This is a genomic window from Ruegeria sp. E1, from assembly GCF_056534225.1.
The window spans coordinates 136,950-162,912 of sequence record NZ_JBQFPE010000005.1; the positions used below are offsets into that span (position 1 = coordinate 136,950).

Below are 25,963 nucleotides of genomic sequence, written 5' to 3' on the forward strand. Positions count from 1 at the left end.
CCATGCTGACGGTCTGGGGGCGCAAAACATCGTCGAATGTTCAGGCGCTGATGTGGTGCATAGGTGAACTTGACCTGCCCTATCGGCGCATTGATGCCGGGCATCGCCATGGCGGGCTCGACACATCTGCTTTTCAGGCGATGAACCCGAACCGGACGATCCCGGTGCTGCGCGACGGGGATGGCCCTGCACTTTGGGAAACCGGAGCCATCCTGCGCTATCTCGCATCAACCTACGCTGGCGGCGCATTCTGGCCCGATGATCCTGTGCATCGGGCGCAGGTCGACATGTGGGCCGAATGGGCGAAGCTCAACGTCGCGATGGCGTTTACCGTGCCGGTGTTCTGGCGCGTTGTCCGCACCGCCCCCGCCTACAGGGATGACGACGCCATCAAACGGGCTGTGGCCCAGCTTGAAGAAAAGCTTGCCATCGCCGATACCCGGCTTTCACAGCATCCATATCTGGCCAAAGACAGGTTTTCGCTGGCCGACATTCAACTCGGCCATATTCTATTTCGCTATTACGATATCGATATTTGCAGGGGATCATTCCCGAACCTGCGCCGATATTATGACAGACTGACCAAAAGACCGGCCTACCGGCAGCATGTCATGATCGGATACGACACGCTTCGCGCAACCTGACCCCTCAAACCCCGACCTCTGGCCCGTAACACACCATGTCCTCGTCGATATCTTCCGCCTCATAAAGCTCGGTCTGCTCCGGATCACCCTCGAACTGGGCAATCAGCCCTCCGCCCGAGCGGGTAAAGACCCAGCATTGCGGGTCCAGACGGTCTTCGTAGATGAAACAGATCTGGTCCTCGCGCTCGTACCAGACACCTTCTTTGCAATCGCCATCCAGAAACGACCAGATCACGCGGCGGTTGGGCAGATAACGCTCGACCCCGTAAACCTGCCCGTCAAAGCCATAAAATAGCGTCTTGCCGCGCGTATATTCATCAAAATCCGCCCCCGACAGCGCAGATTGGGCCGAGGCCGAAACCGCAGGCAGCAACAACAGAATCGCAAGACGTCCAAGCATATCCGTATTCTGTCAGATGCGATTGCCCGACGCCAATCACCATTTCTGCGCAGCCCCTGCCTCAACGTCATGGCTTGCGATGCAACGACGCCCCGTAACATGTTGGCAAGAAACAAAAGGGGGCTTTCATGACGACAGCACTGTTCTGGCTCGCGGGTCTCTGCGCCTGCGCTTACCTCCCGTTATCGTCTCGCCCTGCCAGCGCGCTGCGGTCGGTTCTGAAAACGACATCGGTCGCCCTGCTGGCCCTGATCGCGCTACAACAGGCCACGCCGCTTTTACTGGTGGCTGCGCTGGCGCTGTGTGCTCTTGGCGATGCGCTTCTGTCGCGCGAAACCGATAGCACCTTTATGGCGGGCATTGGCGCGTTTGCCGCCGGGCATCTGGCCTATATCGCCCTGTTTCTGTCCCATCCGGATAGCAACGCAGCGCTGATCACCGACCGGCCGGGATATGTCTGGCCGCTCATCGCGCTTGGGATTGTCGCCGCCACCCTGCTCGCCCCCCGCGCCGGAGACCTCAAGGCCCCGGTTCTGGCCTATATCCCCATCATCCTCGGCATGGGCATCGCCGTGCTCGCCCTGCCCGACACGGGCAGCCTACGCTGGGCCCTGCCCGCTGCGTTGGGCTTCATCGTCTCAGACCTGATCCTTGCCACGGAAAAGTTCCTACTGCCCAACACCCACCCCGCCCTGCGCCTGACCCCCTACCTGATCTGGCCGCTCTATTGGGGCGCGCAGGCTGGCTTTCTGATCGCATTCAGCTGACCCTTTGCAACTGCCGCCAATCCGCATTAGGTGAAGGGACCACCTGCGGAGACCAAAATGGCGTTTTTCTCAAAGCTCAAGGACAAACTGTTCAAATCCTCCTCGCGCCTTGAAAAAGGGCTCGACTCGATCGTCGAAGATGGGGGAGTGGAATCCGCGCCCGACCCGATCCCCGCCGAGCCCGCACCCGCACCGCAACCGGTGCCCGAGGCCGCACAACCCGCGCCTGCCCCACAACCGGCAGAACCCACACCCTCAGAACCAACGCCCGCCCCCGCAGACCCGGCCCCCGCCCAACCCAAGGGCATGCTGGGCCGCCTGTTCAGCCGCAACGAGCCCCAGACCGTCATTCGCCGCACGCTGGACGACGACATGCTGGAACAGCTCGAAGAGCTGCTGATCGCCTCGGACATGGGCGTTGACACCGCCCTGCGCGTCACCGCCAACATGGCCGAGGGACGTCTGGGCCGCAAACTCTCAACACAAGAGATCAAGCAACTGCTGGCGCAAGAAGTTGCCCGCGTGATGGAGCCTGTGGCCAAGCCCATGCCGCTCTACCCCAAACGCCCGCAGGTCGTTCTGGTCGTGGGCGTCAACGGCTCGGGCAAGACCACCACCATCGGCAAGCTCGCCAGTCAATTCAAAGCCGCAGGCAAAAAGGTCGTCATCGCCGCCGGGGACACCTTCCGCGCCGCCGCCGTCGAGCAACTGCAGGTCTGGGGCGAGCGCGCCGGTGTGCCCGTGCTCACCGCCCCCGAAGGCTCCGACCCTGCCAGCCTCGCCTTCGACGCCCTGACCAATGCGCAGAACGAAGGCGCGGATCTGCTGATGATCGACACCGCAGGCCGCCTGCAAAACCGCGCCGACCTGATGGAGGAACTGGCCAAAATCGTCCGCGTCATCCGCAAGGTCGACGACACCGCACCCCACAACACCCTGCTGGTGCTGGACGCCACCACCGGCCAGAACGCCCTCAGCCAGGTCGAAACCTTCCGCAAACTGGCCGATGTCTCGGGCCTCGTCATGACCAAGCTCGACGGCACCGCCAAAGGTGGCGTGCTGGTGGCACTCGCCGATAAATTCGGCCTGCCCATCCACGCCATCGGCGTCGGAGAGCAAATCGACGACCTCGCCCCCTTTGACCCCGAAGAATTCGCCGCCGCCCTCACCGGCCTCGACCAAAGCTGATCCGAACTTCATCTGTCCAAAAATATCCTCGGGGGGTGTGGGGGGCAGACAGCCCCCCACGCTCTCCACCCAAGCGAAAGCCCGAACTTGAGCGATTGGCTGATCTCCCTCGAAGGCACCGAATCAGGTCATCACCTCGCCCTCGCCCTTGCGCTGATGGCGGCCTTCCTGCACGCCGTCTTCGGCGCGCTGCAAAAGGGCCGCCACGACCCATGGATGTCACGCGGCGCCATCGATGCCTGCTATTGCCTGATGGCCATGCCCTTCGCCTTCTTTGTGGTCCCATGGCCCGAACCCTATATGTGGCCCATCTTTGCCGTCGTCTGGCTGATCCATGTCGGCTACAAGGTGCTGCAGGCCGCCGCCTATACCAAAGGGTCCTACACCGTGGTCTACCCGGTCGTGCGCGGCACAGGCCCGCTCTTTACCGTGATCGGAGCCTACCTGCTGTTTGGCGAAACCTTCACCACGATCCAATGGCTCGGCGTTGCCACCCTGATGGCGGGCATCTTCGGGCTTGCCGCCTATAACCTGCGCTATCTCGAAACCAATCGCGAAACACTGGGCATCGCGCTGGCGCTGGCGCTGGCCACCGGCCTCTTCGTGGCGCTTTATACCACCTATGACGCCTACGGCATCCGCGCCACCGCCGACCCGTTCACCTTTCTGGCGTGGTTTTTCATGATCGACGGCGTGGCCTTACCCTTCTATGCCGCCCTCAGATACCGCGCCATGATCCACCGCCCCGCGCTGGGGCCCCTGATGCTGCGCGGGCTGGCGGGTGGCATCATCGCGCCGCTCTCCTTCGGGGCCATCATGCTCGCCACCCGCCTCGACAAAGTGGGCGAGGCCGCCGTCCTGCGCGAAACCTCCACCGTCTTTGCCGCGCTCATCGGCTGGCTGGTGCTGAAAGAAACCGTGGGTCCCAGACGCATTGCCCTCATGGCATTGATTGCGCTCGGCGCGGTAATAGTTGAAATGGGCGGGTAAACAGCAGGTCGGACCCATGGCAAAGAAAAAAGACATCAACCCTTTCCTCAAACAGGTGCTCGAACTCGGGCCCCCGCTCGCCTTCTTCTTCATCTACCTGCGCCTGCGTGATGACAATTTCGTGATCGGCGGCACCGAATATTCGGGCTTCATCATCGCCACGATCATCTTCGTACCGCTCATGCTGGGGGCCATGGGCATACTCTGGGCACTGACGGGCAAGCTCAGCCGGATGCAGATTTTCACCGCCTTCATGGTCATCTTCTTCGGCGGCCTGACCGCCTGGTTCAATGATGAACGCTTCTTCAAGATGAAAACCACGCTGGTCTACGGCTTCTTCTCGGCCATCCTCGGCATCGGGCTTTTGCAGGGAAAATCCTATCTGGCCTATGTCCTGGACGAGATGCTGCCCATGCGCAACGAAGGCTGGATGATCCTGACCCGCCGCCTGTGCGCCTGTTTCGCCGTGCTGGCAGCCGCCAATGAATTCGTCTGGCGCACCATGTCCACCGATCTGTGGGTCAAGATCGAAACCTTCGGGTTCCCAATTGCCCTGATGGCCTTCCTGATGCTGCAGTTCGGCATGTTACAAAACTACATGGAAGACCCCGATAAACAGTAACGCGCCCTTGGGATTTTCCTAAAAAACCTTGGCTTGACCGCAAAGCTGTGGAAAGTTGGGCCACCACTCACATCACGCCATCGGAGAATCACGCACCACATGACGGCATTTCCCAATAGCGGATTCCTGTCCGAAGCCTCGGAACGACTACGTGCAATGCTCTCTGCACAAGCCATCGAACTGTCTCTGGACCGGGGCGAAGTTCTGTTCGAACAAGGCGATGAGGGCGACGCGCTGTTTGCCATCCTCGACGGCCTGCTCGAAGTGTCCTTTTTGGCGATGAGCGGGCGCAAACTGGCCCTCAACCTCATCCGCCCCGGAGAGGTCTTTGGCGAGATTGCCTTGTTTGACAACGGCCCGCGCACCGCGACCCTGACAGCGGCCGAACCGTCGCGGGTTCTGAAAGTGCGGCAACGCGATGTCATGGCGCAAATCCAGCGGCATCCTGACCTTGCCGTCGACCTGATCCGCCTTGCCGGTCTGCGGATGCGCTGGATGGGTGATCAGCTGAACGAGCAGGTCTTTCTGCCAATGCCCGTGCGACTGGCCCGAAAACTGCTGCATCTGGCAAGCCAGCAGGACGACCCGAGCCAGCGCATCACCCTGTCGCAAAGCGAGCTTGCGGAATTTGTCGGGGCCACGCGCGAGGCGGTGTCGAAAACCATCTCGATCTGGAAACGCAGCAATGTGGTCGAAGCCTCACGCGGGGGCCTGCAGATCCACGACCTCGACGCCCTGCGCCAACTGGCCGAATCCGATTTAATCTAAATTTTCGGCACGGATGTGATCCGCTTCACATACAGCGTTCCCGGATTGCCCTAGGGTCAACCCTGTTACCGTAGGAGGCCGGGTTTATCATCCCCGATATCTGTCCACCGGTCTCTCCCTGTACAGGAGCCATACATCGTCCCGGTGTATGGCTCTTTTACTTTGGGGGGACGACACGTCCGGTGATCAATGGGCGAGCCTGATGGACAACGCCCGTCAAGCGGGATTCACCCGTCCTTCCTCAAATCGCTCACGCTTTTTAGAACGCGTTGATAGATCGCGCCTTGCGCATCCCCACCGGTAGATCTTTCGACCCATTCCCGGTCCAAATTCAGGGCTCCTGCGGGTACGATGTGCTGCGCGATCTCGGGCGGCGTGGTTTCGTCAGACGTTCCATTCTCCCAGTCGTGAAAGGCTGATGAGTATCGAACAACCGCTCCGCTGGTCGGCAATTCCAGCAGCCCGCCCTCGGCAAAGAACGTCAACCCGTCCCCCATATCTTCCCCGATGAGTATGAGCCTGTTTCCCAGACGATGCTTAAGGATGGCCACAAACACGATCGCAGCGGAAAATGTGAATTTATCGACAAGCACAACAACCTGCTGAATTGCGCTTTGTGAAATCACGTCGATCAAAGGCATTGTCAGAATAAAGTTGCCGCCTGTGTTCCCGCGAACGTCAATCAAGAGTGTCTTGTTCGTGCACGTACACACCCGGTCCGCTGCATCTGAGATCGCTTTGGACAGCGCAGTTTCGCTCGGATCATAAAAACTTGGTAACGCGATCGTCAGTCCAAGCTCTTGCCAGTCCTGAATTTCCACAAAACTCTCTGGCTCCCAGGCTGGATCCGCCTTGCCGTGCTCATTTCTCGGGTAGAGCGTCGATGCGGGAACGGTATGTCCGTTCTCCAGTTTCAGATTGGTTAACTGTCCGTTTTCGTCCCTTACCCGATACTCGGTCGTACCATCGTTAGATGAAAAACCCAGACGTGACAAAGCGTAGGGCCAAGCCAGAAGAATTGGGCCGATGACCCGTTTCCTCTGGTGCGTCCCGGCCAGAAAATTCGCAGCAGCCGCTTCGATTTGGCCCAAGCCAGCACCGTTGACCGCTATCAACTCGCCTTGCGGAACAGATCCCCCCGGTGCTGCCCCAATGACATGCACGGATCGTCCCACGCTCACAAACCTCAGCGGCAGCACCGAGATCGCATCATTCGGGATCAGCCGCGTATGCCCATTGTCAGGGAGCGCCATTAAACGCATCGCGGACAACAGAAAGGCATCGGTTGAGCCCTCCAAAGCATATCGTCGGGTTTCACTGATACAGCTGTCGATCACTGATTTTTCGATCCGCTGAAAGCTGGGATCGGTTGCCAGCGCAGTTTCCAGAATTTGTTTCAGGTCTTCCGTCAGCGACATGGTTCACATGTGCCCACAACCGTTCTTCAATGTCCATATCGGGCGCAAAACCAATGCCGTATCAAGGGCAGACTAATTAACGGGCCACAAAAACTAAAAAAGGCCGGGAGATTTCCCCGGCCTTTCTCAACACTCGCTGCGTGCCCTATTGCTCCAAACTCAGCGCCACAAACCGGGGCTCGCCGCCGCGACGCACCAGCAGCAGCAGCGACTTACGCCCTGCCTCTTTGGCCTCGTCCATGCGCGCCTCAAGGTCGTCGATTGATGTCACCTTCTGCTGACCCGCCTCGGTGATCAGGTCACCGGCGCGCAGGCCCTTGGCGTAGGCCTCAGAGGCCTCATCCACGTTGGACACAACCAGACCTTCCGCATCCGCATCCAGCCCCATATCCTCGCGCATCGTATCTGTCAGGGGCGAGATTGTCAGGCCAAGGATATCCTTGTTTTCTTCTGCTTCGCCCCCCTCATCGGTGGCTTCAGCTTCACCCTCTTCCGCGCGCTCGGCATCTTCGCGGCGGCCCAGCGTCACCAGAACGGTCTGGGTGCCGCCATCGCGATGCACCACAACGCGCACGGCCTTGCCAACCTCGGTCTCGCCGACCTGACGTACCAGACCGCGCGTATCCTCGACCTCGACCCCGTCAAAGCTCAGGATGACGTCCCCGGCCAGCAGACCCGCATCTTTGGCCGGGCCCTCGGGCACGTCGCTGATCAATGCGCCGCCGGGTTTGTCCAGACCCATTGCCTCGGCCATATCCTCGGTCACGTCCTGAATGCGCACGCCCAGCCAGCCACGGCGGGTTTCGCCAAACTCGCGCAGCTGATCGACCACCTTGGTGACGACATTCGACGCCATCGAAAAGCCGATCCCGATGGACCCGCCATTGGGGGACAGGATCGCGGTGTTCACACCGATCACTTCACCATCCATGTTGAACAAAGGCCCGCCCGAGTTACCCCGGTTGATCGCCGCGTCCGTCTGGATGTAGTCGTCATAAGACCCGCTCAGCGCCCGGTTCCGGGCCGAGACAATCCCGGCGGAAACCGAGAACCCCTGCCCCAGCGGGTTGCCCATGGCAATCACCCAATCGCCCACGCGGGCGGTGTCGCTGTTGCCGAACTGAACGTATTTCAGCGGCTGCGACGCTTCGACCTTAAGCAGCGCGATATCCGTCTTTTCATCGGTTCCGATCACCTTGGCGGGCAATTCCTTGGGCGGTTGCCCATCGCCGGGAAAGAACTCAACCAGAATTTCATCCGCTTCGGCAATGACGTGATTATTGGTGACGATGAACCCGTCCTCAGAGATTACAAACCCCGAGCCCAATGCATTGCTGCGGCGGGGCGGTCTGTTTTCATCGCCATTGCGATCCTGAAACTCACGAAAAAAGTCCTCGAACGGAGATCCCTCGGGCACGATCCCCTGCGGGCCGGTCTGCCCTTCGACCAAAGTTGAAGTGGTGATATTCACCACCGACGGGCTGATCTTTTCCGCCAGCGGCGCAAGGCTTTCGCCGCGCGCCTGTGCCGACAGGGTTTGCGCCAGAACAAGCACCATTCCGACAAAAGCCAGCCACATCAACCGAACCATGACACTCACATCGTCCCGCCGGACGGAAATACTGCGCGCTTTTGCCTGCACCGGGCGTCTCCTTGTCGACAATTCTATTGCGGCCACCTGCTGGCAGCCCTTCTTAGCAACCAATGTAGTCAGTTTGACCAAGCCCGCAACTCGGGATCGCGGGGAATTCACTGCCGCGTGAAATCAAGGGCATCAAAATCCAAACTGATAAGCCCCCCAGACCAGGACAAACCCGCTGACCACGCACAAAAGCCCCATCAGCCGCCGGGCCGGTTCGGGAACCGACCTCAGCGCCTCAAGCATACGTTCGATAAGCGAAGGGGCCAGCGCGTACGCCAGCCCCTCGACAATCAGTACCAAGCCAAAGGCCAGAAGGATCAGACCCATTACCGGGATGCCTGCCCTGTAGGCGATTTGAGATAGTTGAAGAACTCGGAATCCGGGCTCAGCACCATCGAGCTGTTGCCCCCGCCCAGCGCGTTCTCGTAAGCCGAGAGCGAACGGTAGAATTCAAAGAACTCCGGGTCCGCGCCATAGGCTTCGGCAAAGATCGCGTTGCGTTCGGCGTCAGCCTCACCGCGGATAATCTCGGCCTCGCGATTGGCGTCGGATACCAGCTCAACCACGGTCCGGTCGGCCTGCGCGCGCACACGCTGCGCCGCCTCGTTACCACGGGCGCGTTCGTCGGTCGCCTCACGTTCCCGCTCGGCCTTCATCCGGTCAAACGTCGCCTCAAGGTTCGCCTGAGGCAGATCGGTCGCCTTCAAACGCACGTCGATCACGTTGACGCCCAGCGCGCGCGCTTCGGCGATGGCGCTGTTGCGGATACGCAGCATCAGCGCGGCACGGTCGGAACTCAGGATGTCACGCGACGACACCGAACCCAGAACTTCGCGGGTTTCGGCGCGCAGGATCCGGTCCAGACGATCCTCGGCCACCGGGATACCGCCGACACCAACGGCCTGACGGAACTGCTCCAGATCGGAAATCCGATAGCGCGCAAAGGCGTCGACCACCAGACGACGATCATCCAGAGGCGTCACCTCCAGCGGCTGCACGTCGATGGACAGGATGCGGTCGTCATAACGGACGACTTCCTGGATCAGAGGGATTTTGAACGCCAAACCCGGCTCTTCTTTCACCGCAACAACGCGGCCAAATTGCAGAACCAGCGCACGCTCACGTTCGTCTACGATAAAGATCGAGGACAGGACGCCGACGATCGCGATGAAAACGATCGGCAGGATAAATGTCGTTTTACGCATCAGTTGCCCTCCTGACCGGAATTGCGGCGTAGCTCGTTCAGCGGCAGGTAAGGCACGACGCCCTGCCCCGATCCTGTCGAGTTTTCATCCAGAATGATCTTGTCCACGTCACCCAGAACCTGTTCCATCCGCTCCAGATACAGACGCTTGCGGGTCACATCCGGCGCTTTGGTGTATTCTTCCAGAACTGCGCTGAAACGGCTCGCCTCACCCTGCGCGCTGTTGATCTGCTGCGCGCGATAGGCTTCGGCCTCTTCCAGAACCTGCGCCGCTTCACCACGCGCTTCGGCCAGAACCCGGTTCGCATAGGCATCGGCCACGTTCTGCAAACGGTCACGCTCCTGCGCGGCGGCCTGAACGTCGCGGAACGCGGCGATTACGTCCTGCGGCGGGTCGGCCTTGTCAAAGTTGACGCGGACGATGTTCACACCCGAATCGTAGCTGTCCATCGTCTGTTGAATCAGTTCCTGCAACCGTTCGGCAATGACACCACGATCCCGGTTCAGGATCGGGGCCAGTTCACTTTGCGCAATAATCTCGCGCATCGCCGATTCCGACACGGCGCGAATCGTCTGACGCGGATCGCGCAGGTTGAACAGGTATTTGGCCGGATCGTTGATGTTCCAGACAACCTGATAGTCGATGTCGACCACGTTCTCGTCACCAGTCAACATCAGACCGTCATCGCTGCCACGGGCACCGCCCATGTCTTCGTTCTGTTCGCGGGTCACCGGAATGACCTCGGCGGTCACAAACGGCCAGGGTGCAAAGTTCAGACCCGGATTTCCGACAGCCGAGAACTCACCCAGAAACAGCTCAACCGACTGTTCTTCGGGTTTGACGGTGTAAAAACTCGCAAGCCCCCAGAGGCCCACCGCAACCAGAACACCGATCGCAACCGTGCCTTTGGTAAACGCCGGACCACTGCCGCCGCCTTTGCCATTGGTCCCACGGCCACCGCCGCCGCGACCGCCCATAAGGACGCGCAGCTGCTCCTGGCCCTTTTTCATCAGCTCGTCGATCTCGGGGATCTGCGGGCCGTCGCCTTCGGGGGGTCTGCGCCCATCCCCGTTGTTACCCCGATTTCCTCCGCCTCCGGATGAGCCTCCGCCCCCCCAGGGGCCGCCGCTGTTGCCCGCCATATGTGTGTTTTCCCTTGTGTTGGACCGTGTGATCACGGCTTCCCTTGTAACGTGTGTACGCGCGGTTGCAAATCAAGCCGTGCGTACAGGTTGCCGCATTGTCACCAGTTCTTCGGCCATCACCGGATGAACCGCAACCGTGCGGTCGAAATCTTCCTTGGTCGCGCCCATTTTTACGGCGATCCCGGCCAGCTGGATCATCTCACCCGCGCCGGGGGCCACGATGTGACAGCCCAGAACCTTGCGACTCGCCTGACTGACAATCAGCTTCATCAACACCCGCTGCGTGCCACCGGCAAAGGCTTTCTGCATCGGCTTGAACGAGGTTGCATAGACCTCGATTGGCTCTTGCTCCGCTGCTTCTTCCTCGCTCAGGCCCACGGTGCCCATCTCGGGCTGGGTAAAGATCGCGGTCGGGATCAACTCATGATCCACCGGCGTAGGCTTGCCCCGGAAAACGGTATCGACAAAGGCCATACCTTCACGGATCGCGACCGGAGTCAGGTTCACCCGGTCCGTCACATCCCCGATAGCATAGATCGAGGGCACGCCCGTCTGGCTGTACTCATCCACCACGATCTCACCCTTGCGGCCGCGTTCGACGCCCAAGGCCTCAAGCCCCAGATCATCCGCATTCGGCGCGCGGCCCGTGGCGTACATCACCACGTCAAACGATTGCTCGGAGCCATTGGTGGCCTTCACGCGGATCTTGTCGCCGTCCTTCGCCATCTCAAGCACGTTCGTACCCAGATGCAGATCGATACCGTTCTGGCACATCTCTTCGCTGATCAGCCCGCGCGCCTCATCATCGAAACCGCGCAGGATCTGCGCGCCGCGATAGAACTGAGTCGTCTTGACTCCCATCCCGTTCATGATCCCGGCAAATTCACAGGCGATATAGCCTCCGCCAACGATCAGGATGCTTTCTGGCAGCTTTTCCAGATGGAAAATCTCGTTCGAGGTGATCGCAAGTTCTGATCCCGGAAACTCGGGCACAACCGGACGTCCACCCGTGGCCACCAGAATATGCTTGGCGGTCTTGCGCGTCCCATCGGCCAGTTCGACCGTATGCGGATCAACCACACGCGCCCGCTGATCAAAGCTTTCGACGCCGTTGTTTTTCAGGATGTTGCGATAGATGCCTTCCAGCCGATCCAGTTCAGCAACCAGCTTGCCGTGGAACGTGTTCCAATCAAACGCCCCCGGCTGGATGTCCCAGCCATACTCCTGCGCGTCGCCGACCATGCCCGAGAATTCGCTGGCAAAGACCATCAGCTTTTTCGGAACGCAGCCCCGGATGACGCAGGTGCCGCCATAGCGATCCTCTTCCGCCAGCGCCACCTTGGCCCCGGTCTCACCCGCCGCCACCCGCGCGGCCCGAACCCCGCCCGAGCCGCCACCGATGACGAACAGATCATAGTCAAAGCTCATGCTGGATTCCTTCGTACAGCTTCAAGATTTCCTGCATATCTACGTGCGAAACGCTGTGTGCCAACCCCCGGCGGATCGAAAATCGCTTTTCCGCCAGAGCTTGTCGTCACATATTGGTCCCGGCTCAATCCGCCAGATCCGAAAACAGGTTCTCGCCCTTGCCGGCCTCGCCCATTTCGACCGTGCCTTCATTGATATCGCGCAGCTCGACCCGACCATCGCCATGGCCAATTACAACCTTGTCACAGATGTCGATGAACAAACCGTTCTCGACCACACCCGGAATCTGGTTCAGCACCAGCGCCAGTTGCCGCGCGTTGCCGATGCGTTTCAGGTGCAGGTCCAGAATGTGATTGCCTTCGTCGGTGATCTTGGGGGCCTCGCCGTTCATGCGCAAGGTCACGGTGGTGCCCAGCACATCCATCGTGTCCAGCGCCTCTTCGATCAAGGTCCGCGTGGTCTGCCAGCCAAACGGGATCACCTCGACCGGCAACGGGAAAGCGCCCAGCGATTCGACCTCTTTCCCGGCATCCGCGATCACCACCATCTGATCGCTGGCCGTTGCCACGATCTTTTCCTGCAGCAACGCAGCACCGCCGCCCTTGATCAGGCTGAATTCACCGTCGAACTCATCCGCGCCATCGATCGTCAGATCCAGCCACCCCGCCTGATCCAGCGAGATCACCTCGATCCCGACCTCCCGCGCCAGTTGCGCCGTCGCGGTCGAGGTCGGCACACCCTTGATCTTCAGCCCTTCGTCGCGCACCCGTTCGCCCAGACGCCGCACCAGCCAGGCGGCGGTCGATCCGGTCCCAAGACCCACGCGCATCCCGTCCTGAACAAGGTCGGCAGCGCGGGTGGCAGCAACATATTTGGCCTTTTCAATCGGCGACATTTCTCCGGTCATGGCAGCATCCCCTCAATCTTCTGGCGGATGTATAAGGAATGCCGCGCCCAACTGCGAGGGCCAATCGCCACCCAACCTGTGTTAACATGTCGCGAAACTACGCGTTTCCGATGGGAAACGTCGCAAATCGGGCGTCGTGAAACCCGGCTAACGCTTAGAAGAGGGCGCATGGAACATACCTATCGCCTGCACTATGCCCCAGACAACGCCTCGCTGGTGATCCGGCTGGTGCTGGACGAGATGGGCCTGTCCTTTGACACTGTGCTGGTCGATCGCAGTGTGAACGAACAGAACAGCTCGGCTTATCGCGCGCTGAACCCCAACGGGCTGATCCCGGTGCTGGAAACGCCCGATGGTGCGATCTTTGAAACTGCCGCCATCCTTCTGTGGCTTTGCGACCGGCACGCGCAAATGGCCCCGCCAGCGGACAGCCCCGACCGGGCAGCGTTTCTGAAATGGCTGTTCTTTGCCTCTAACACGCTGCACGCGGATCTGCGGATCAACTTCTACGCCGACACATACATCGACCCCGCCCATGCGGCAGAGCTGCGCACGGGCATTCAGCGCCGCCTGCGCCGCCACCTGCACATCCTCGACGAACTGGCCGCAACACGCCCCGACTGGCTGCACCCGGATCATCCCTCGGCGCTGACGTATTACATCGCTTGCATGATGCGCTGGATGGCGCTCTATCCCGCCCAGGCCGACCGCTCTTGGTATCAACTGGCAGACACACCACATTTGCAGCGTATACTGATGCAACTGGACGCACGCCCCGCAACCCGCGCCGCCATCACGGCCGAGGGGCTGGGCGCCACGCCCTTCACTTCACCGACCTATGCCAACCCTCCAGAAGGCTCAGCTATCTGATATGTTTCTCTCTGTCTTCGACATGTTCAAAGTGGGCATCGGCCCGTCCTCGTCGCACACCATGGGGCCCATGGTGGCCGCTGCGCGCTTTCTGGACCTGATGCGCGCCTCGCCGTTTGAATTTTCGGGTCTGCGCGGATCGCTGCACGGCTCGCTGGCCTTTACCGGCGTCGGCCACGCCACCGACCGCGCGACGATCCTTGGCCTCGCGGGCTTTGTCCCCGACACCTACGACAACGACAAGGCCGAGGCCGCGCTGGCGGCGATTGCCGAAACCCACACGGTCACGCCCGAGGGCCTGCCCACCCTGACCTTCGATCCCAAGGCTGATCTGGTCTTTGATTTCGAACACAACCTGCCCGGTCACGCCAACGGCATGATCCTGATGGCGACCGATGCGCAGGGCGACGTGATCCTGCGGCAGGTCTATTACTCGGTCGGCGGCGGCTTTGTCCTGACCGAGGAAGAACTGGCCGAGGGCAAAGCCACCAATGATGGCCCGCCCGTGCCCTACCCGTTCGAATCCGCCGTGCAGATGCTGCAGATGGCCAAGGACAGCGGCAAGACCATTGCCCAGATGAAACGCTCGAACGAAATCGCGCGCGGCTGCGCCGACAGTTTCGCCAAGGGCACCGCCCGGCTGTGGCAGGTGATGAACGACTGTATCGAACGCGGCCTGAACACCGATGGCATCCTGCCTGGCGGGTTGCATGTACGCCGCCGCGCCAAAGGTATCCATGATGCGCTGCAGGCTGAACGCGGCATGAACCTGAACGCGCCCCATACGATCAACGACTGGATGAGCGTTTACGCCATGGCCGTGAACGAAGAAAACGCCGCCGGAGGTCAGGTCGTCACCGCCCCCACCAACGGCGCGGCGGGCGTCCTGCCTGCGGTGCTGCGCTATTACCTTGACCACGTGCCCGGTGCATCCGAATCCCGGATCGAGGATTTTCTGCTGACCGCTGCCGCCATCGGCGGTCTGGTCAAATATAACGCCTCGATCTCGGGCGCCGAAGCCGGGTGTCAGGCCGAAGTCGGCAGCGCTTCGGCCATGGCCGCCGCCGGTCTCTGCGCCGTGATGGGAGGTACCCCCGAACAGGTGGAAAACGCCGCCGAGATCGCGCTCGAGCACCATCTGGGCATGACCTGCGATCCCGTAGCGGGGTTGGTTCAGGTTCCCTGCATCGAACGCAACGGTCTAGGCGCGATCAAGGCGGTTTCCGCTGCCTCGCTGGCCCTGCGCGGCGACGGCCACCATTTCGTTCCGTTGGACGCGGTGATCGAAACCATGCGCCAGACCGGCCACGACATGCACGAGAAGTACAAGGAAACATCCCTGGGTGGGCTCGCGGTGAACGTGCCCAACTGCTGAGGCAAAACGACGGGAGGACAGAATGCAAGGTCATTGTCTCTGCGGCGCGGTCAGCTATGAAATCGACCCGCCGGTTCTGTCCTGCGTCAACTGTCACTGCGATAGCTGCCGCCGCCAATGCGCCGCGCCGATGACCACCTATTTCGGCGTCCGCGACGGCCAATGGCGCTGGACCGGGGCAGAACCCAAACGCTTCAACTCCTCTCCGGGCGTCGAGCGCACATTCTGCCCGACCTGCGGCACCCCGATCTCGTTCCGATCAACCAAGATGTCGGACGTGTTGCATCTGTATGTGGCAACGCTGGACGATCCACAGGCGCTGCAGCCCACCCTGAACGTTGCCATCGAGGAAAAGCTGAGCTGGTTGCACCTGAATGACGGCCTACCGACCTGCATCGGCCCGGATTACACAAAGGTTCAGCCCATCGCCGGGAAATAACCCTCCTGCGGCTTCCCACTTGACCGCGAACTCGCTAGCGTCGCGGCCATGACACAGGATCGTCCCGTTCTCGGCATCACCCTGATGCTTGGTTTCTGCGTGCTCGCCCCAATGGGCGACGCCATGGCGAAGCTGTTGGGGGAAACCACGCCAGTCGGGTTGCTGGTGTTTGTTCGCTTTGCCATTCAGGCAGCAATCCTTGTCCCGCTGATCGCCCTGACAGGCCGCACCTGGCGCATGAGCAGCCGCGTCCTGCGCCTGACCGTCCTGCGTACCGTACTGCACATCGTCGGGATCACTGCCATGTTCAGCGCGCTGCAATACCTGCCGCTGGCCGACGCCATCGCCATCGCCTTTGTCATGCCCTTCATAATGCTGCTGCTGGGCCGTCACATCCTGAACGAGGTGGTCGGCACGCGCCGCCTTCTGGCTTGCATAGTTGGCTTCATCGGCACGCTGCTGGTGATCCAACCCAGCTTTGCCGAGGTCGGCGCCCCCGCGCTGCTGCCCCTGATCGTCGCAATCGTCTTTGCGCTCTTCATGCTTGTCACCCGGACAATCGCCAAGGAAACCGATCCCATCGCGCTGCAGGCGGTGTCGGGGGCAATGGCAACCGTCGCCCTGCTACCGGTTCTGGCGGCAGGTACGGTTTTGAACGTCTGGGAAATCTCGGTGATCATACCCGACGGCAACACGCACTGGCTCCTGCTGGCCATCGGCGTGCTTGGAACCGTCGCGCATCTGTTCATGACATGGTCCCTGCGCTATGCGCCCTCGGCCACGCTGGCCCCGATGCAATATCTCGAAATCCCGATGGCAACGCTGATCGGCTGGCTGATCTTTCACGACCTGCCCAACGGCCTGGCCGCGCTTGGCATCCTCATTACCATCGGCGCGGGCCTCTATGTCATTCTGCGCGAGCGGGCCAGCGCCCGGTCCGGTCCGACAGAAACGCCTGCATGACCTGATCCAGCGCATCGCGCGGCACGATCACCAACAAACCCGACCCGTCGACCTCCAGCTCGACATCTGCCAGCGCCCGGTTCGAGGTTCCGACCCGGCCATCAGGCTCCAGCACCAGACCGTCAATGGGCCACTCCAGCCCCCGGCTGCGCCCCGTGACCCGCCGGAAAGGAAACAGCGACACGACCTGCCCCGGCTCCACCGAAAACGCGATCCGGGGCGGCGCGTGAAAGATCACCTCGCGTTCGCCCAGCAAAACACATGGCCGATCCTGCAGGCGCACCAGCGCGCTGAACACTGCCAGCTGGTGGTCCACACGCCCGCCCAGAAACCCGACACCCAGCACCAAAGGTGCCTCGATATTCCGCAGCGCTTTGTCGAAATCGGTGCTGTCCTGTTCACGCACCGGAAACAGTCGCTCTGCCAGAATTTGGTCACGATATCGCCTGCTGAGAGAGTCAAAATCCCCAATTACAGCTTCTGGCATGTGACCCGAATCGATCAGAGACGCCGCCCCGCCATCCGCCGCGACAACCCGTTTGACGCGATTCAACGCCAGATTCAGGTCATCTGGCCCGATTTCCCCGCCACCAAACAGCGCAATTGGCTCCTCAGCACGTACAATTGGATCGATTTTAGTAAGATTGGCCATATTTCCCGGTTTTGGACATAATGAGACCACAAAATAATAGACTCATAGACAAGGTTCAGAGTCGAATTGGTGGGTGCTGCGCCCAGCAATGTGACTTGGTAGTTTGTAAAGGACGTGTGTCTGATGGTACAGAACAACAAAGTATTGACCGTTTCCTACGGTACATTTTCCTGCACATTGGAAGGCTTTGACGATTCATTTGAAACAATGAAGGCCATCGCCGAATACTTCCGTGATCTTGCTGCCGATGACAGGTACTTTGGTTCCGAACCGCCACAGCCTGACGCCCAGATGCTGACCCGGATCGCCCAGCGCGACCAGACCCAACGGGTCGAAGCCAGCCAGAACGATCAGGGCCTGCTGCTGCGCGCAACGGATGCGACCCCGACCCCCTCCTCGCATCCCGCGCCCGCCGCTGCCACCCCGCCCGCACCGGCACCCGCCGAGGCACCGGCCCCAGCCCCAGACAGCGCGGCCGAGTTCTTTGCCCAGTCCGATACCAGCCAGACCGCCGCACCCGACAGCATCGCCGCGAAACTGCAACGCATCCGCGCCGTGGTCTCTCACGCTGACGGCGCGCCGTCGCGCTATAACGAGGATGACGGGCTGGATGCCGGTTTAGTGGCCCCGGCCGAACCTAAGGTTGATGCCATTTCGGCCGCCTTCGCCGCAGGCGCCCTGAGCCCCGAGGATCTGCAGGACGAGGATACCGAACCTGCACCTGCGCCCGAATTGGCCGAGCCCGAATTGGCCGCGCCTGAATTGGATGAACCCCAGTTGGCCGCGCCCGAGGTGTCGGAACCCGAAACCACAACACCCGACTTTGCAGAACCCGAAGCGGCCACGCCCGAAGCAACAGCGCCCGAAATCGCCGAGCTCGAAGTGGCCGAGCCCGAAATGGTCGAGCCCGAGCTTCCCGCCGTGCTGCCCACCGACAAGATCGCGACCGATGCCCCCGCCGAGGACAGCGTCGAAGAGGTATCGCAAGAGGCTGCCGCCGACGCAGAACCCGAAATCTCGACCGACGACGTGCTGTTCACCGAAACCGAAGACGACGCCGAAACCGAGGCCGAACCAGACGAGATCCTGAACATCCTCAGCGACGACCTCACCGAAGATGATATCTTCGGCCCCGAGGAAGACACCAACTCGGATCAGCCCGTCCTGAGCGCCGCTGATGAGGCCAAGCTTCTGGATGAGATCACGCTGGTCGAATCGGAACTGGCCAAACGCACCGCCCCGCACCTGCCCGAAACGGGCGAATTGGAAGAAGACGTCTCGCGCCTGATGGACACAGCCGGCGTGCGCATGGACGATCCTGAAACAACCGGTCAGCGCGAAACCTATTCGCATCTGCGCACCGCGGTTGCCGCGACCGAGGCGGAACGTGGCAAGGATGACGCCGCAGCGAAATCGCCGGATCAGGACTATCGCGGCGATCTGGAATCGGTGGTCAGCCCCCGCCGCCCCGAGGTTCAGGTCACCAGCATCCGCCCCGAGGCGGATGTCGCCCCTCTCAAATTGGTGGCGGAACAGCGTATTGATACGGATGACGCCGACCTGGGTCCCGTCATGCCCCGCCGGGTCAAATCCGAACAGGAAGAGGCCGCAGACGAAGAAGGCGGCTTTGCCCAGTTCGCACAGGAACAGGGCGCACAATCCCTGCCGGATCTTCTGGAAGCCGCAGCCGCTTACCTGTCCTTCATCGAAGGTCAGGAACAGTTCTCGCGCCCGCAGCTGATGAACAAGGTCCGCTCGCTCAAGCAGGATGCGTTCAACCGCGAAGAAAGTCTGCGCACCTTTGGCCAGCTTCTGCGGGACGGCAAGATCGAAAAGGCCGGTGGCGGTCGCTTTGCCGCCTCGAACCAGATCGGCTTTCGCCCCGACGACAAGCGTGCCGCGGGCTAAGCCTATTTAATAAAAAAAGCCCCCTCGAAACTCGGGCCAGAGCCTTCTCTGGCCCTTTTTCACATCGCAAGGCGAGCGGAACCGGCACACCGGCCACGAAGATTTCAGAAATTGAACCCCACGGCGATATAGGGGCCGGTCAGGATCAGGTCGATCACCTCTCGCCCCTCCTGGAATTCCACATCCAGATGCCGATATCCCCCCGCGACGCTGACCGTGTCAGTCCAGCTCCAGCTCAGCTGCGCCAACGCCTCCCACTGGAACTTGGATCCCACGTCAAATCCGCCGACATTACCCATCGTGGTCAGGGTCCACCGATCGTTCAGGGCATGGCGATACCGCGCCCCGATCAGCGGGTCGGTCCAGCTTTCGTCCGCGCGCGCCGTCAGGCCGGCCACAGTGGTCGAAAGGTCCAGATCCCAGTGCCGCAACCCACCCAGCATTTCCAGTCTCGCCCGGTCATCCTGATATACCGCATAGCTTGCCGCCAGCGATATCATCGTGCCCTCAAGCTCCCAGTTTGCAGCAGCGTCGAACGGTCCGATGCGGACATCATCGCCAAGATTAAGGTAGTTGAACTCACCCCCAAAGGTCCAACGCCCGTTGCGCGCCTCTCCGGCGATCAGGAAGGCGCTGTTGAGAATATTGAAGATCGACGTGTCGCCATCAACCGGCGGGTTTGGCCCGACATCCAAAGACGACCTGAGCTCTGGTCCCCAGATATAAGGGGCCACGGTATAGTCCCAAGTGTCCGCGCCGCCTGAAACGGGCGCTGCAAGCGCTGATGACAAAAGAAAAGCTCTCAGAATATTGTTTTGCATCGCATCCCTGCCCTGAATTCCGCCCGAGTGGCGGAATGCTGTCAGGTCTGACATCACAAAACAACCGTTCCGGTCAATCCGCGTTCTGATCCGGATCCTCTTTGCCAACCCCGCGAAAGACGAACTTGAACGGCAGCGCCCAGAGGATGCCCAGAACGATATAGACCAGCAGTTCCACCAGAATCGGCGGGCGGCCAATCAGATTCACCACCGTGACCGCTGCGATGATATACAGCGGCAGGCCGATCACCAGAATGACCAGCGACCAACGCCGCCGCGCCTTGTAGCTCAGGCCGGGTTTCTGCGCGTCACTCATCAGTCGGCAAACGGGTCGGTCACCAGAATGGTGTCATCCCGCTCCGGACTGGTGGACAACAGGGCGACGGGGCAGTCGATCAACTCTTCGACCCGGCGCACATATTTGATCGCGTTTGCAGGCAGTTCGGCCCAACTGCGCGCACCTTCGGTGGATTCGCTCCACCCCGGCATTTCTTCGTAGATCGGGGTACAGCGCGCCTGCTGATCCGCCGCAGTCGGCAGATAATCCAGACGGGTGCCGTCCAGCTCATACCCCACGCAGATCTTCAGCGTTTCGAACCCGTCCAGCACATCCAGCTTGGTCAGTGAAATACCGTTCACCCCGCTGGTTGCACAGGTCTGTCGCACCAGACAGGCATCGAACCAGCCACAGCGCCGCTTGCGCCCGGTGGTGGTGCCAAACTCGTGCCCCCGCTCACCCAGACGCTGCCCATCGGCATCATCCAACTCGGTCGGAAACGGTCCCTCGCCCACGCGGGTGGTATAGGCCTTGACGATACCCAGAACAAAATCGATCGACCCCGGCCCGATCCCCACGCCGGTCGCGGCCTGACCGGCAATCACGTTGGATGAGGTCACAAACGGATACGTCCCGAAATCAATATCCAGCAACGCGCCCTGCGCGCCCTCAAACAGAATCCGCTTCCCGGCCTTGCGCTTTTCGTTCAGCACTTTCCAGACAGGCGCGGCAAAAGGCAGGATTGCAGGGGCAATTTCTTTAAGCTGAGCGATCAACCCGTCCCGGTCAATCGGCTCCAACCCCAGCCCGTTGCGCAGCGCATTGTGATGAACCAAAGCCCGGTCCACCCGCAGCGCCAGCGTCGCATCATCCGCCAGATCAGCCACCCGGATCACCCGGCGACCCACCTTGTCCTCGTAACACGGCCCGATCCCGCGCCCGGTGGTGCCAATCTTGGCCACCGAGTTCTGGTTCTCGCGCGCCCGGTCCAACTCACCATGGAACGGCAGGATCAACGGCGTGTTCTCGGCAATCATCAACGTCTCGGGGGTGATATCGACCCCCTGAGCCCGGATCGTGCCGATCTCCTTGATCAGGTGCCACGGGTCCAGAACCACACCATTACCTATCACACTCAGCTTGCCGCCACGCACCACACCCGAGGGCAGCGCGTGCAGCTTATAGACCTCACCATCGATGACCAGCGTGTGCCCGGCATTATGCCCGCCCTGAAAACGCGCGATCACATCCGCCCGCTCGCTAAGCCAGTCGACGATCTTGCCTTTCCCCTCGTCGCCCCATTGGGCGCCGACAACAACCACGTTGGCCATATCCGGTCCTTTTCGTGCTGAGTAACCAAACCCGGCTCATATAACGAGGCTCAGACGACAGGGAAACCGATATTTCGCCGCAGCCAGAAATCGCGCTGCCGCGCGATGCCTCCGGCGGGGATATTTATAGACAGATGAAGAGCGGATCCCCTGCTTCATCTTTTCAAAAATACTCCGGGGGAGTCGCCGAAGGCGGCGGGGGCAGAGCCCCCTCTATTTTTCGGCCAGACGCACAGGCTGGCCATGGGGCGTGGTCAGATAGGCCTCTTCCCAAGCCGCGCGCAAAGCCGCGACGTCGTCGGGCGAGGTCTCGCCCTGCTCAGCCAGCTGCGCCTCAAGCGTTTCCAGCCACGCATGAAAATAGTCGTCGCCCCCGTCCAGTTCCCGGTCCAGCCCGTTGCGCTTCAGAGTGGCCGAAAACCGTGCGGCCCAGTCGGGCCAATCGAAGCGACCGGCCTCGTTCAACGCCACGGTGACGGCAAAGACCTGCGCGTGCCAGGGTTCGGCAAAGACCGGCTCGGGCGCAGTGTGAGTAGCGCAATCGTTCATACGGGTTCCAGATAGCTTTGCCACAGGTCCAGAACCACCTCATCGCCGGGATGTTCCGGGTCGGCCCAAAGCTCCGAGGCCGGAAAGGCCACAGCATAAAGCGGCTCGGGCGCCTCGCCCAGCCCATGTGCATTGGAATCGGGCAGGACATGGGTGCCGTGCAGGCGCAGGATGCGGCCGGTTGCACCGGCGGCATAGATCGGCAGGCGGGTATGGCCACCTTCGACCAGCCGATTGGCGGCACGGCGCGCGGTGCGGACGGTCTGCCCGACCTCGAACTGCTCCGCGACATTCGAGGGACGATCGGCCGGACCGCCTTTGGCCAGCGCGGTTGCCACATTCTCGGCCAACAGTTTGCGCGCCGCCAGCGGGTGATCTGCATCGTCTGACCCGCGCAAATCATCCAGCGTCAGCACGCCCTGCTTCACCAGCAGGTCCGCCAACCCGGCCATCCATTTCTCGTAATAGGTAAATCGGGCGTAATCCTTGGGCGACAGGCATTCGCGCGCGTGGCGCGACACGTCGATATTCCACTGCCCCAGAAAACCCGAGGCCAGCGTCACCGCCAGTGCCCGCGCGTGCCAGTCCTCGGCAAAGATCGGTGCATCTTCGGCTTCGGGGTTGATCGGACCATCGCCAAACCGTCCGCCCATATCGTGAACCCGGGTCATGAGGGCACCTTGGCCAGACCGGTGCCGATCATGCTGTCGCGGCTGACCAGCGCGGCCAGTTCGTCCTCACCCAGCCCCTCGGTCCCTTCCGGGCGCATCGGCAGCACGAGATAGCGCATCTCGGCAGTCGAATCCCAGACCCGGACCGAAGTCTCTTCCGGCAGCGTCACGCCAAACTCGGCCAGCACCTTCCGCGGCTCGCGTACCGCGCGGGCGCGGTAGGCATCGGACTTGTACCAGCCCGGAGGAATGCCCAGCAGTGGCCATGGGTAACAACTGCACAAGGTGCAAACCACCATATTGTGCTGTTCGGGCGTGTTCTCGACCACCACCATATGTTCGCCCTGACGGCCAAAATAGCCCAGATCGGCCACAACCGGCGTCGCGTCCTCTAGCAGAGCAGCCTTGAACGCAGGATCGCTCCACGCTTTGGCAACAACGCGTGCGCCGTTCTGCGGGCCGATCTTGTTCTGATAGGTGTCGATGATCTCATCCAGCGCCGCAGGATCGATCAGCCCCTTGCGGGTCAGAATCGTTTCCAGCGCTTTGATGCGCAGCGCGGGTTCAGGTGGCAAAAGGGCGTGCGGGTGGTCGTGGTCGTCATGTGGCATGGCACGCAGCCTGCGTCACAGATCAACGCCCTGTCCAGTCCCTTTGCCGTGATGTGCAACATCACCATCTGTGATGCCAACTCGTGACTTGCCCCCGGAACCAAACTTGCATAAGTACCACGCGATACACGCCACGCTGTACAGGACCACCATGGAAAACGTCGTTCTCATCATCCATCTTCTTCTGGCCCTTGGCCTGATCGCCGTTGTTCTGATGCAGCGGTCCGAAGGCGGTGGCCTTGGCATGGGTGGCGGCGGTGGCGGGGCCATGACTGGCCGTGCGGCAGCAACCGCATTGGGCAAGCTGACATGGATTCTGGCGGCCTGCTTTATCGTCACCTCGATCACGCTGACCATTCTGGCGGCGCAGAAATCCTCGGGCAGCTCGGTCATTGACCGTTTGGGCGTTCCGGCCCCGGCCTCGACCGAGGAAAGCACACCGGCGGTTCCGTCGGCAGATGACCTGCTGCCACCGACCCAAGGCGACAACGCGCCGCTGATCCCGCAGGCCGACTAAGCCACTACACTTAGAAACTCGAAAGAGAACTGCAACAGCATCTTGCGGTTCTCTTGCGCTGCTCGCGCGAATCCTTTATACGTGAAGTCCCGTGATGCAGCGGTTTTTTACAACCGCCGGGCACCTGATTCTGACATCTCACGGGGGCAGCCGAACAGACATGGCGCGATTTATTTTCATCACTGGCGGTGTGGTCTCATCCTTGGGCAAAGGACTGGCGTCCGCCGCATTGGGCGCACTGTTGCAGGCGCGGGGCTACTCGGTCCGCCTGCGCAAGCTGGACCCCTACCTGAACGTCGATCCCGGCACCATGTCGCCGTTTGAACATGGCGAAGTTTTCGTCACCGATGACGGCGCCGAAACCGATCTGGACCTTGGCCACTACGAACGTTTCACCGGTGTCGCCGCCCGCAAGACCGACTCGGTCAGTTCAGGTCGGATCTATTCCAACGTTCTGGAGAAAGAACGCCGCGGCGATTACCTCGGCAAAACCATTCAGGTGATCCCCCACGTCACCAACGAGATCAAGGATTTCATCGCCATTGGCGAGGATGAGGTTGATTTCATGCTGTGCGAAATCGGCGGCACGGTGGGCGATATCGAGGGCCTGCCCTTTTTCGAGGCCATCCGTCAGTTCAGTCAGGACAAGCCGCGCGGCCAGTGCCTGTTCATGCACCTGACCCTGCTGCCTTACATCAAGGCCAGCGGAGAGTTGAAAACCAAGCCGACCCAGCACTCGGTCAAAGAGCTGCGGTCCATCGGTCTGGCCCCCGATATTCTGGTTTGCCGGTCTGAGGGTCCGATTCCAACCAAGGAACGCGAGAAACTGGCCCTGTTCTGCAACGTCCGCCCCGACAGCGTGATCGCTGCGCAGGATCTTTCCACCATATACGACGCCCCGCTCGCCTATCATCGCGAAGGTCTGGATCAGGCGGTTCTGGACGCGTTCCAGATCAGCCCTGCCCCCAAGCCCGATCTGGCGAAATGGGAAGACGTCAGCGACCGCATTCACAACGCCGAAGGCGAAGTCAAAGTCGCCATCGTCGGCAAGTACACCCAGCTGGAAGACGCCTATAAGTCGATTGCCGAGGCGCTGACCCATGGCGGCATGGCCAACCGTGTCCGCGTCAAAATCGAATGGGTCGATGCCGAGGTGTTCGACACCGAAGACGCCGCCCCCCATCTCGAAGGCTTCCACGCCATCCTCGTCCCCGGCGGATTCGGTGAACGCGGTACCGAAGGCAAGATCAAGGCCGCCCAATATGCGCGCGAGCATAAAGTGCCCTATCTGGGCATCTGTCTGGGCATGCAGATGGCCGTGATCGAGGCCGCCCGCAACGCGGCGGGCATCACCGAGGCGGGATCCGAGGAATTCGACCACGAAGCCGGGAAAAAGCGTTTTGAACCGGTGGTTTACCACCTCAAGGAATGGGTGCAGGGCAACCACAAGGTTGAACGCAAGGTCGGTGACGACAAAGGCGGCACCATGCGTCTGGGCGCATATGATGCGGTTCTGGCCGACGGCTCGAAAGTGGCCGAGGTCTACGGCGGCACCGCGATCGAGGAACGCCACCGTCATCGGTACGAGGTCGATATCAAATACCGCGACAAGCTGGAAAAGGCTGGCCTGAACTTCTCGGGCATGTCGCCCGATGGTCGCCTGCCCGAGATTGTCGAATGGTCGGATCATCCGTGGTTCATCGGCGTTCAGTACCACCCGGAACTGAAATCCAAACCCTTCGACCCGCACCCGCTGTTCCGCGAATTCGTGCGCGCCGCTAAAGACACCTCGCGGCTGGTCTGATCACAAGATTGTACCCCTCGGTGTGAAACATCTTTACGCGCCGAGGGTTTG

At 61.1% G+C, this 25,963-nt stretch carries 28 protein-coding genes; 13 read left to right on the top strand and 15 right to left on the bottom strand.

The genetic code is table 11. From position 1 onward, the window contains the following. The first annotated feature begins 2 nt into the window (after positions 1-2). Positions 3-644, top strand: coding sequence for a glutathione S-transferase family protein (locus tag ACR0FG_RS07875; protein ID WP_480891767.1), 642 nt, complete (start codon positions 3-5; stop codon positions 642-644). Between the two features lie 4 nt (positions 645-648). On the opposite strand, the gene ACR0FG_RS07880 is transcribed toward ACR0FG_RS07875, so the two are convergent. Beyond that, complete coding sequence (locus tag ACR0FG_RS07880; RefSeq protein WP_480891770.1) at positions 649-1,044, bottom strand: hypothetical protein; 396 nt, start codon at positions 1,042-1,044, stop codon at positions 649-651. Between the two features lie 128 nt (positions 1,045-1,172). Here ACR0FG_RS07880 and ACR0FG_RS07885 point away from each other — a divergent pair, with 128 nt between their 5' ends. The 5 genes from ACR0FG_RS07885 (at position 1,173) to ACR0FG_RS07905 (ending at position 5,379) form a co-directional block, all read left to right on the top strand. Continuing rightward, positions 1,173-1,811, top strand: a complete 639-nt coding sequence (locus tag ACR0FG_RS07885; protein ID WP_480891772.1) for a lysoplasmalogenase family protein — start codon at positions 1,173-1,175, stop codon at positions 1,809-1,811. Positions 1,812-1,868: 57 nt separating this feature from the next. After that, positions 1,869-2,999: a signal recognition particle-docking protein FtsY gene (gene ftsY / locus ACR0FG_RS07890; protein WP_480891774.1), complete on the top strand. Its 1,131-nt coding sequence runs from the start codon at positions 1,869-1,871 to the stop codon at positions 2,997-2,999. Between the two features lie 87 nt (positions 3,000-3,086). Next, complete coding sequence (locus ACR0FG_RS07895) at positions 3,087-3,989, top strand: EamA family transporter (protein ID WP_480891776.1); 903 nt, start codon at positions 3,087-3,089, stop codon at positions 3,987-3,989. 16 nt (positions 3,990-4,005) lie between these two features. Further along, complete coding sequence (locus ACR0FG_RS07900) at positions 4,006-4,611, top strand: inner membrane-spanning protein YciB (RefSeq protein WP_480891778.1); 606 nt, start codon at positions 4,006-4,008, stop codon at positions 4,609-4,611. Positions 4,612-4,710: 99 nt separating this feature from the next. After that, positions 4,711-5,379, top strand: coding sequence for a Crp/Fnr family transcriptional regulator (locus tag ACR0FG_RS07905; protein WP_480891781.1), 669 nt, complete (start codon positions 4,711-4,713; stop codon positions 5,377-5,379). A 227-nt stretch (positions 5,380-5,606) separates the two neighbouring features. Here ACR0FG_RS07905 and ACR0FG_RS07910 read toward each other — a convergent pair whose 3' ends face one another. The 7 genes from ACR0FG_RS07910 to rpiA all read right to left on the bottom strand — a co-directional run bounded on the left by ACR0FG_RS07910 (position 5,607) and on the right by rpiA (position 13,124). Further along, positions 5,607-6,797: a S41 family peptidase gene (locus ACR0FG_RS07910; RefSeq protein WP_480891784.1), complete on the bottom strand. Its 1,191-nt coding sequence runs from the start codon at positions 6,795-6,797 to the stop codon at positions 5,607-5,609. Between the two features lie 145 nt (positions 6,798-6,942). Then, positions 6,943-8,388: a Do family serine endopeptidase gene (locus ACR0FG_RS07915; RefSeq protein WP_480892088.1), complete on the bottom strand. Its 1,446-nt coding sequence runs from the start codon at positions 8,386-8,388 to the stop codon at positions 6,943-6,945. A gap of 183 nt (positions 8,389-8,571) precedes the next feature. Further along, positions 8,572-8,766: a DUF2065 domain-containing protein gene (locus ACR0FG_RS07920; protein WP_170715895.1), complete on the bottom strand. Its 195-nt coding sequence runs from the start codon at positions 8,764-8,766 to the stop codon at positions 8,572-8,574. Beyond that, positions 8,766-9,644 carry a protease modulator HflC gene (gene hflC / locus ACR0FG_RS07925; RefSeq protein WP_170715893.1) on the bottom strand — a complete coding sequence of 293 codons (879 nt, stop codon included), beginning with the start codon at positions 9,642-9,644 and terminating at the stop codon, positions 8,766-8,768. Before hflC ends, ACR0FG_RS07920 begins: the two co-directional genes overlap by 1 nt. Then, on the bottom strand, positions 9,644-10,786 hold the full coding sequence (gene hflK / locus ACR0FG_RS07930; RefSeq protein WP_170715975.1) for an FtsH protease activity modulator HflK: 1,143 nt from the start codon (positions 10,784-10,786) through the stop codon (positions 9,644-9,646). The genes hflC and hflK overlap by 1 nt, the downstream gene beginning before the upstream one ends. Positions 10,787-10,858: 72 nt before the next feature. Continuing rightward, on the bottom strand, positions 10,859-12,217 hold the full coding sequence (gene gor / locus ACR0FG_RS07935; RefSeq protein ID WP_480891787.1) for a glutathione-disulfide reductase: 1,359 nt from the start codon (positions 12,215-12,217) through the stop codon (positions 10,859-10,861). Between the two features lie 124 nt (positions 12,218-12,341). Further along, positions 12,342-13,124: a ribose-5-phosphate isomerase RpiA gene (gene rpiA, locus ACR0FG_RS07940; protein WP_480891789.1), complete on the bottom strand. Its 783-nt coding sequence runs from the start codon at positions 13,122-13,124 to the stop codon at positions 12,342-12,344. 168 nt (positions 13,125-13,292) lie between these two features. Here rpiA and ACR0FG_RS07945 point away from each other — a divergent pair, with 168 nt between their 5' ends. Genes ACR0FG_RS07945 through ACR0FG_RS07960 form a run of 4 tightly spaced genes read left to right on the top strand, consistent with a single transcriptional unit; the run spans position 13,293 to position 16,771 of the window. Continuing rightward, positions 13,293-13,994, top strand: a complete 702-nt coding sequence (locus tag ACR0FG_RS07945; protein ID WP_480891791.1) for a glutathione S-transferase family protein — start codon at positions 13,293-13,295, stop codon at positions 13,992-13,994. Position 13,995: 1 nt separating this feature from the next. Further along, positions 13,996-15,369 carry an L-serine ammonia-lyase gene (locus tag ACR0FG_RS07950; RefSeq protein ID WP_170715882.1) on the top strand — a complete coding sequence of 458 codons (1,374 nt, stop codon included), beginning with the start codon at positions 13,996-13,998 and terminating at the stop codon, positions 15,367-15,369. A 22-nt stretch (positions 15,370-15,391) separates the two neighbouring features. Then, a complete protein-coding gene (locus tag ACR0FG_RS07955) occupies positions 15,392-15,808 on the top strand; it encodes a GFA family protein (protein ID WP_480891794.1) in 417 nt (138 codons plus the stop codon). 48 nt (positions 15,809-15,856) lie between these two features. Then, positions 15,857-16,771, top strand: coding sequence for a DMT family transporter (locus tag ACR0FG_RS07960; protein WP_480891797.1), 915 nt, complete (start codon positions 15,857-15,859; stop codon positions 16,769-16,771). Here ACR0FG_RS07960 and ACR0FG_RS07965 read toward each other — a convergent pair. Next, positions 16,716-17,423: a thiamine diphosphokinase gene (locus ACR0FG_RS07965; protein WP_480891800.1), complete on the bottom strand. Its 708-nt coding sequence runs from the start codon at positions 17,421-17,423 to the stop codon at positions 16,716-16,718. The genes ACR0FG_RS07960 and ACR0FG_RS07965 overlap by 56 nt on opposite strands. A 123-nt stretch (positions 17,424-17,546) precedes the next feature. Between ACR0FG_RS07965 and ACR0FG_RS07970 the strand changes: the two genes are divergently transcribed. Continuing rightward, entirely contained in the window at positions 17,547-19,331 is a 1,785-nt protein-coding gene (locus ACR0FG_RS07970; RefSeq protein WP_480891803.1) for a hypothetical protein, read from the top strand. Between the two features lie 104 nt (positions 19,332-19,435). On the opposite strand, the gene ACR0FG_RS07975 is transcribed toward ACR0FG_RS07970, so the two are convergent. From ACR0FG_RS07975 to nthA, 6 genes are all read right to left on the bottom strand, one after another. Further along, the gene (locus ACR0FG_RS07975; RefSeq protein WP_480891806.1) at positions 19,436-20,206 is read right to left on the bottom strand and encodes a YfaZ family protein; all 771 of its coding nucleotides are present in this window, start codon (positions 20,204-20,206) and stop codon (positions 19,436-19,438) included. Between the two features lie 19 nt (positions 20,207-20,225). Further along, positions 20,226-20,468, bottom strand: a complete 243-nt coding sequence (locus tag ACR0FG_RS07980) for a DUF2842 domain-containing protein (protein ID WP_480891808.1) — start codon at positions 20,466-20,468, stop codon at positions 20,226-20,228. Next, complete coding sequence (locus ACR0FG_RS07985; protein WP_480891811.1) at positions 20,468-21,760, bottom strand: adenylosuccinate synthase; 1,293 nt, start codon at positions 21,758-21,760, stop codon at positions 20,468-20,470. Before ACR0FG_RS07985 ends, ACR0FG_RS07980 begins: the two co-directional genes overlap by 1 nt. Positions 21,761-21,973: 213 nt before the next feature. Next, entirely contained in the window at positions 21,974-22,309 is a 336-nt protein-coding gene (locus tag ACR0FG_RS07990) for a nitrile hydratase accessory protein (RefSeq protein ID WP_480891814.1), read from the bottom strand. Beyond that, positions 22,306-22,980, bottom strand: a complete 675-nt coding sequence (gene nthB, locus ACR0FG_RS07995) for a nitrile hydratase subunit beta (RefSeq protein ID WP_480891817.1) — start codon at positions 22,978-22,980, stop codon at positions 22,306-22,308. Before nthB ends, ACR0FG_RS07990 begins: the two co-directional genes overlap by 4 nt. Beyond that, positions 22,977-23,591: a nitrile hydratase subunit alpha gene (nthA, locus tag ACR0FG_RS08000; RefSeq protein WP_480891819.1), complete on the bottom strand. Its 615-nt coding sequence runs from the start codon at positions 23,589-23,591 to the stop codon at positions 22,977-22,979. Before nthA ends, nthB begins: the two co-directional genes overlap by 4 nt. Before the next feature lie 151 nt (positions 23,592-23,742). Between nthA and secG the strand changes: the two genes are divergently transcribed. Continuing rightward, the gene (gene secG, locus ACR0FG_RS08005; RefSeq protein ID WP_170715859.1) at positions 23,743-24,108 is read left to right on the top strand and encodes a preprotein translocase subunit SecG; all 366 of its coding nucleotides are present in this window, start codon (positions 23,743-23,745) and stop codon (positions 24,106-24,108) included. Between the two features lie 160 nt (positions 24,109-24,268). Then, positions 24,269-25,912, top strand: coding sequence for a CTP synthase (locus ACR0FG_RS08010; protein WP_170715857.1), 1,644 nt, complete (start codon positions 24,269-24,271; stop codon positions 25,910-25,912). The last annotated feature ends 51 nt before the right edge of the window (positions 25,913-25,963 follow it).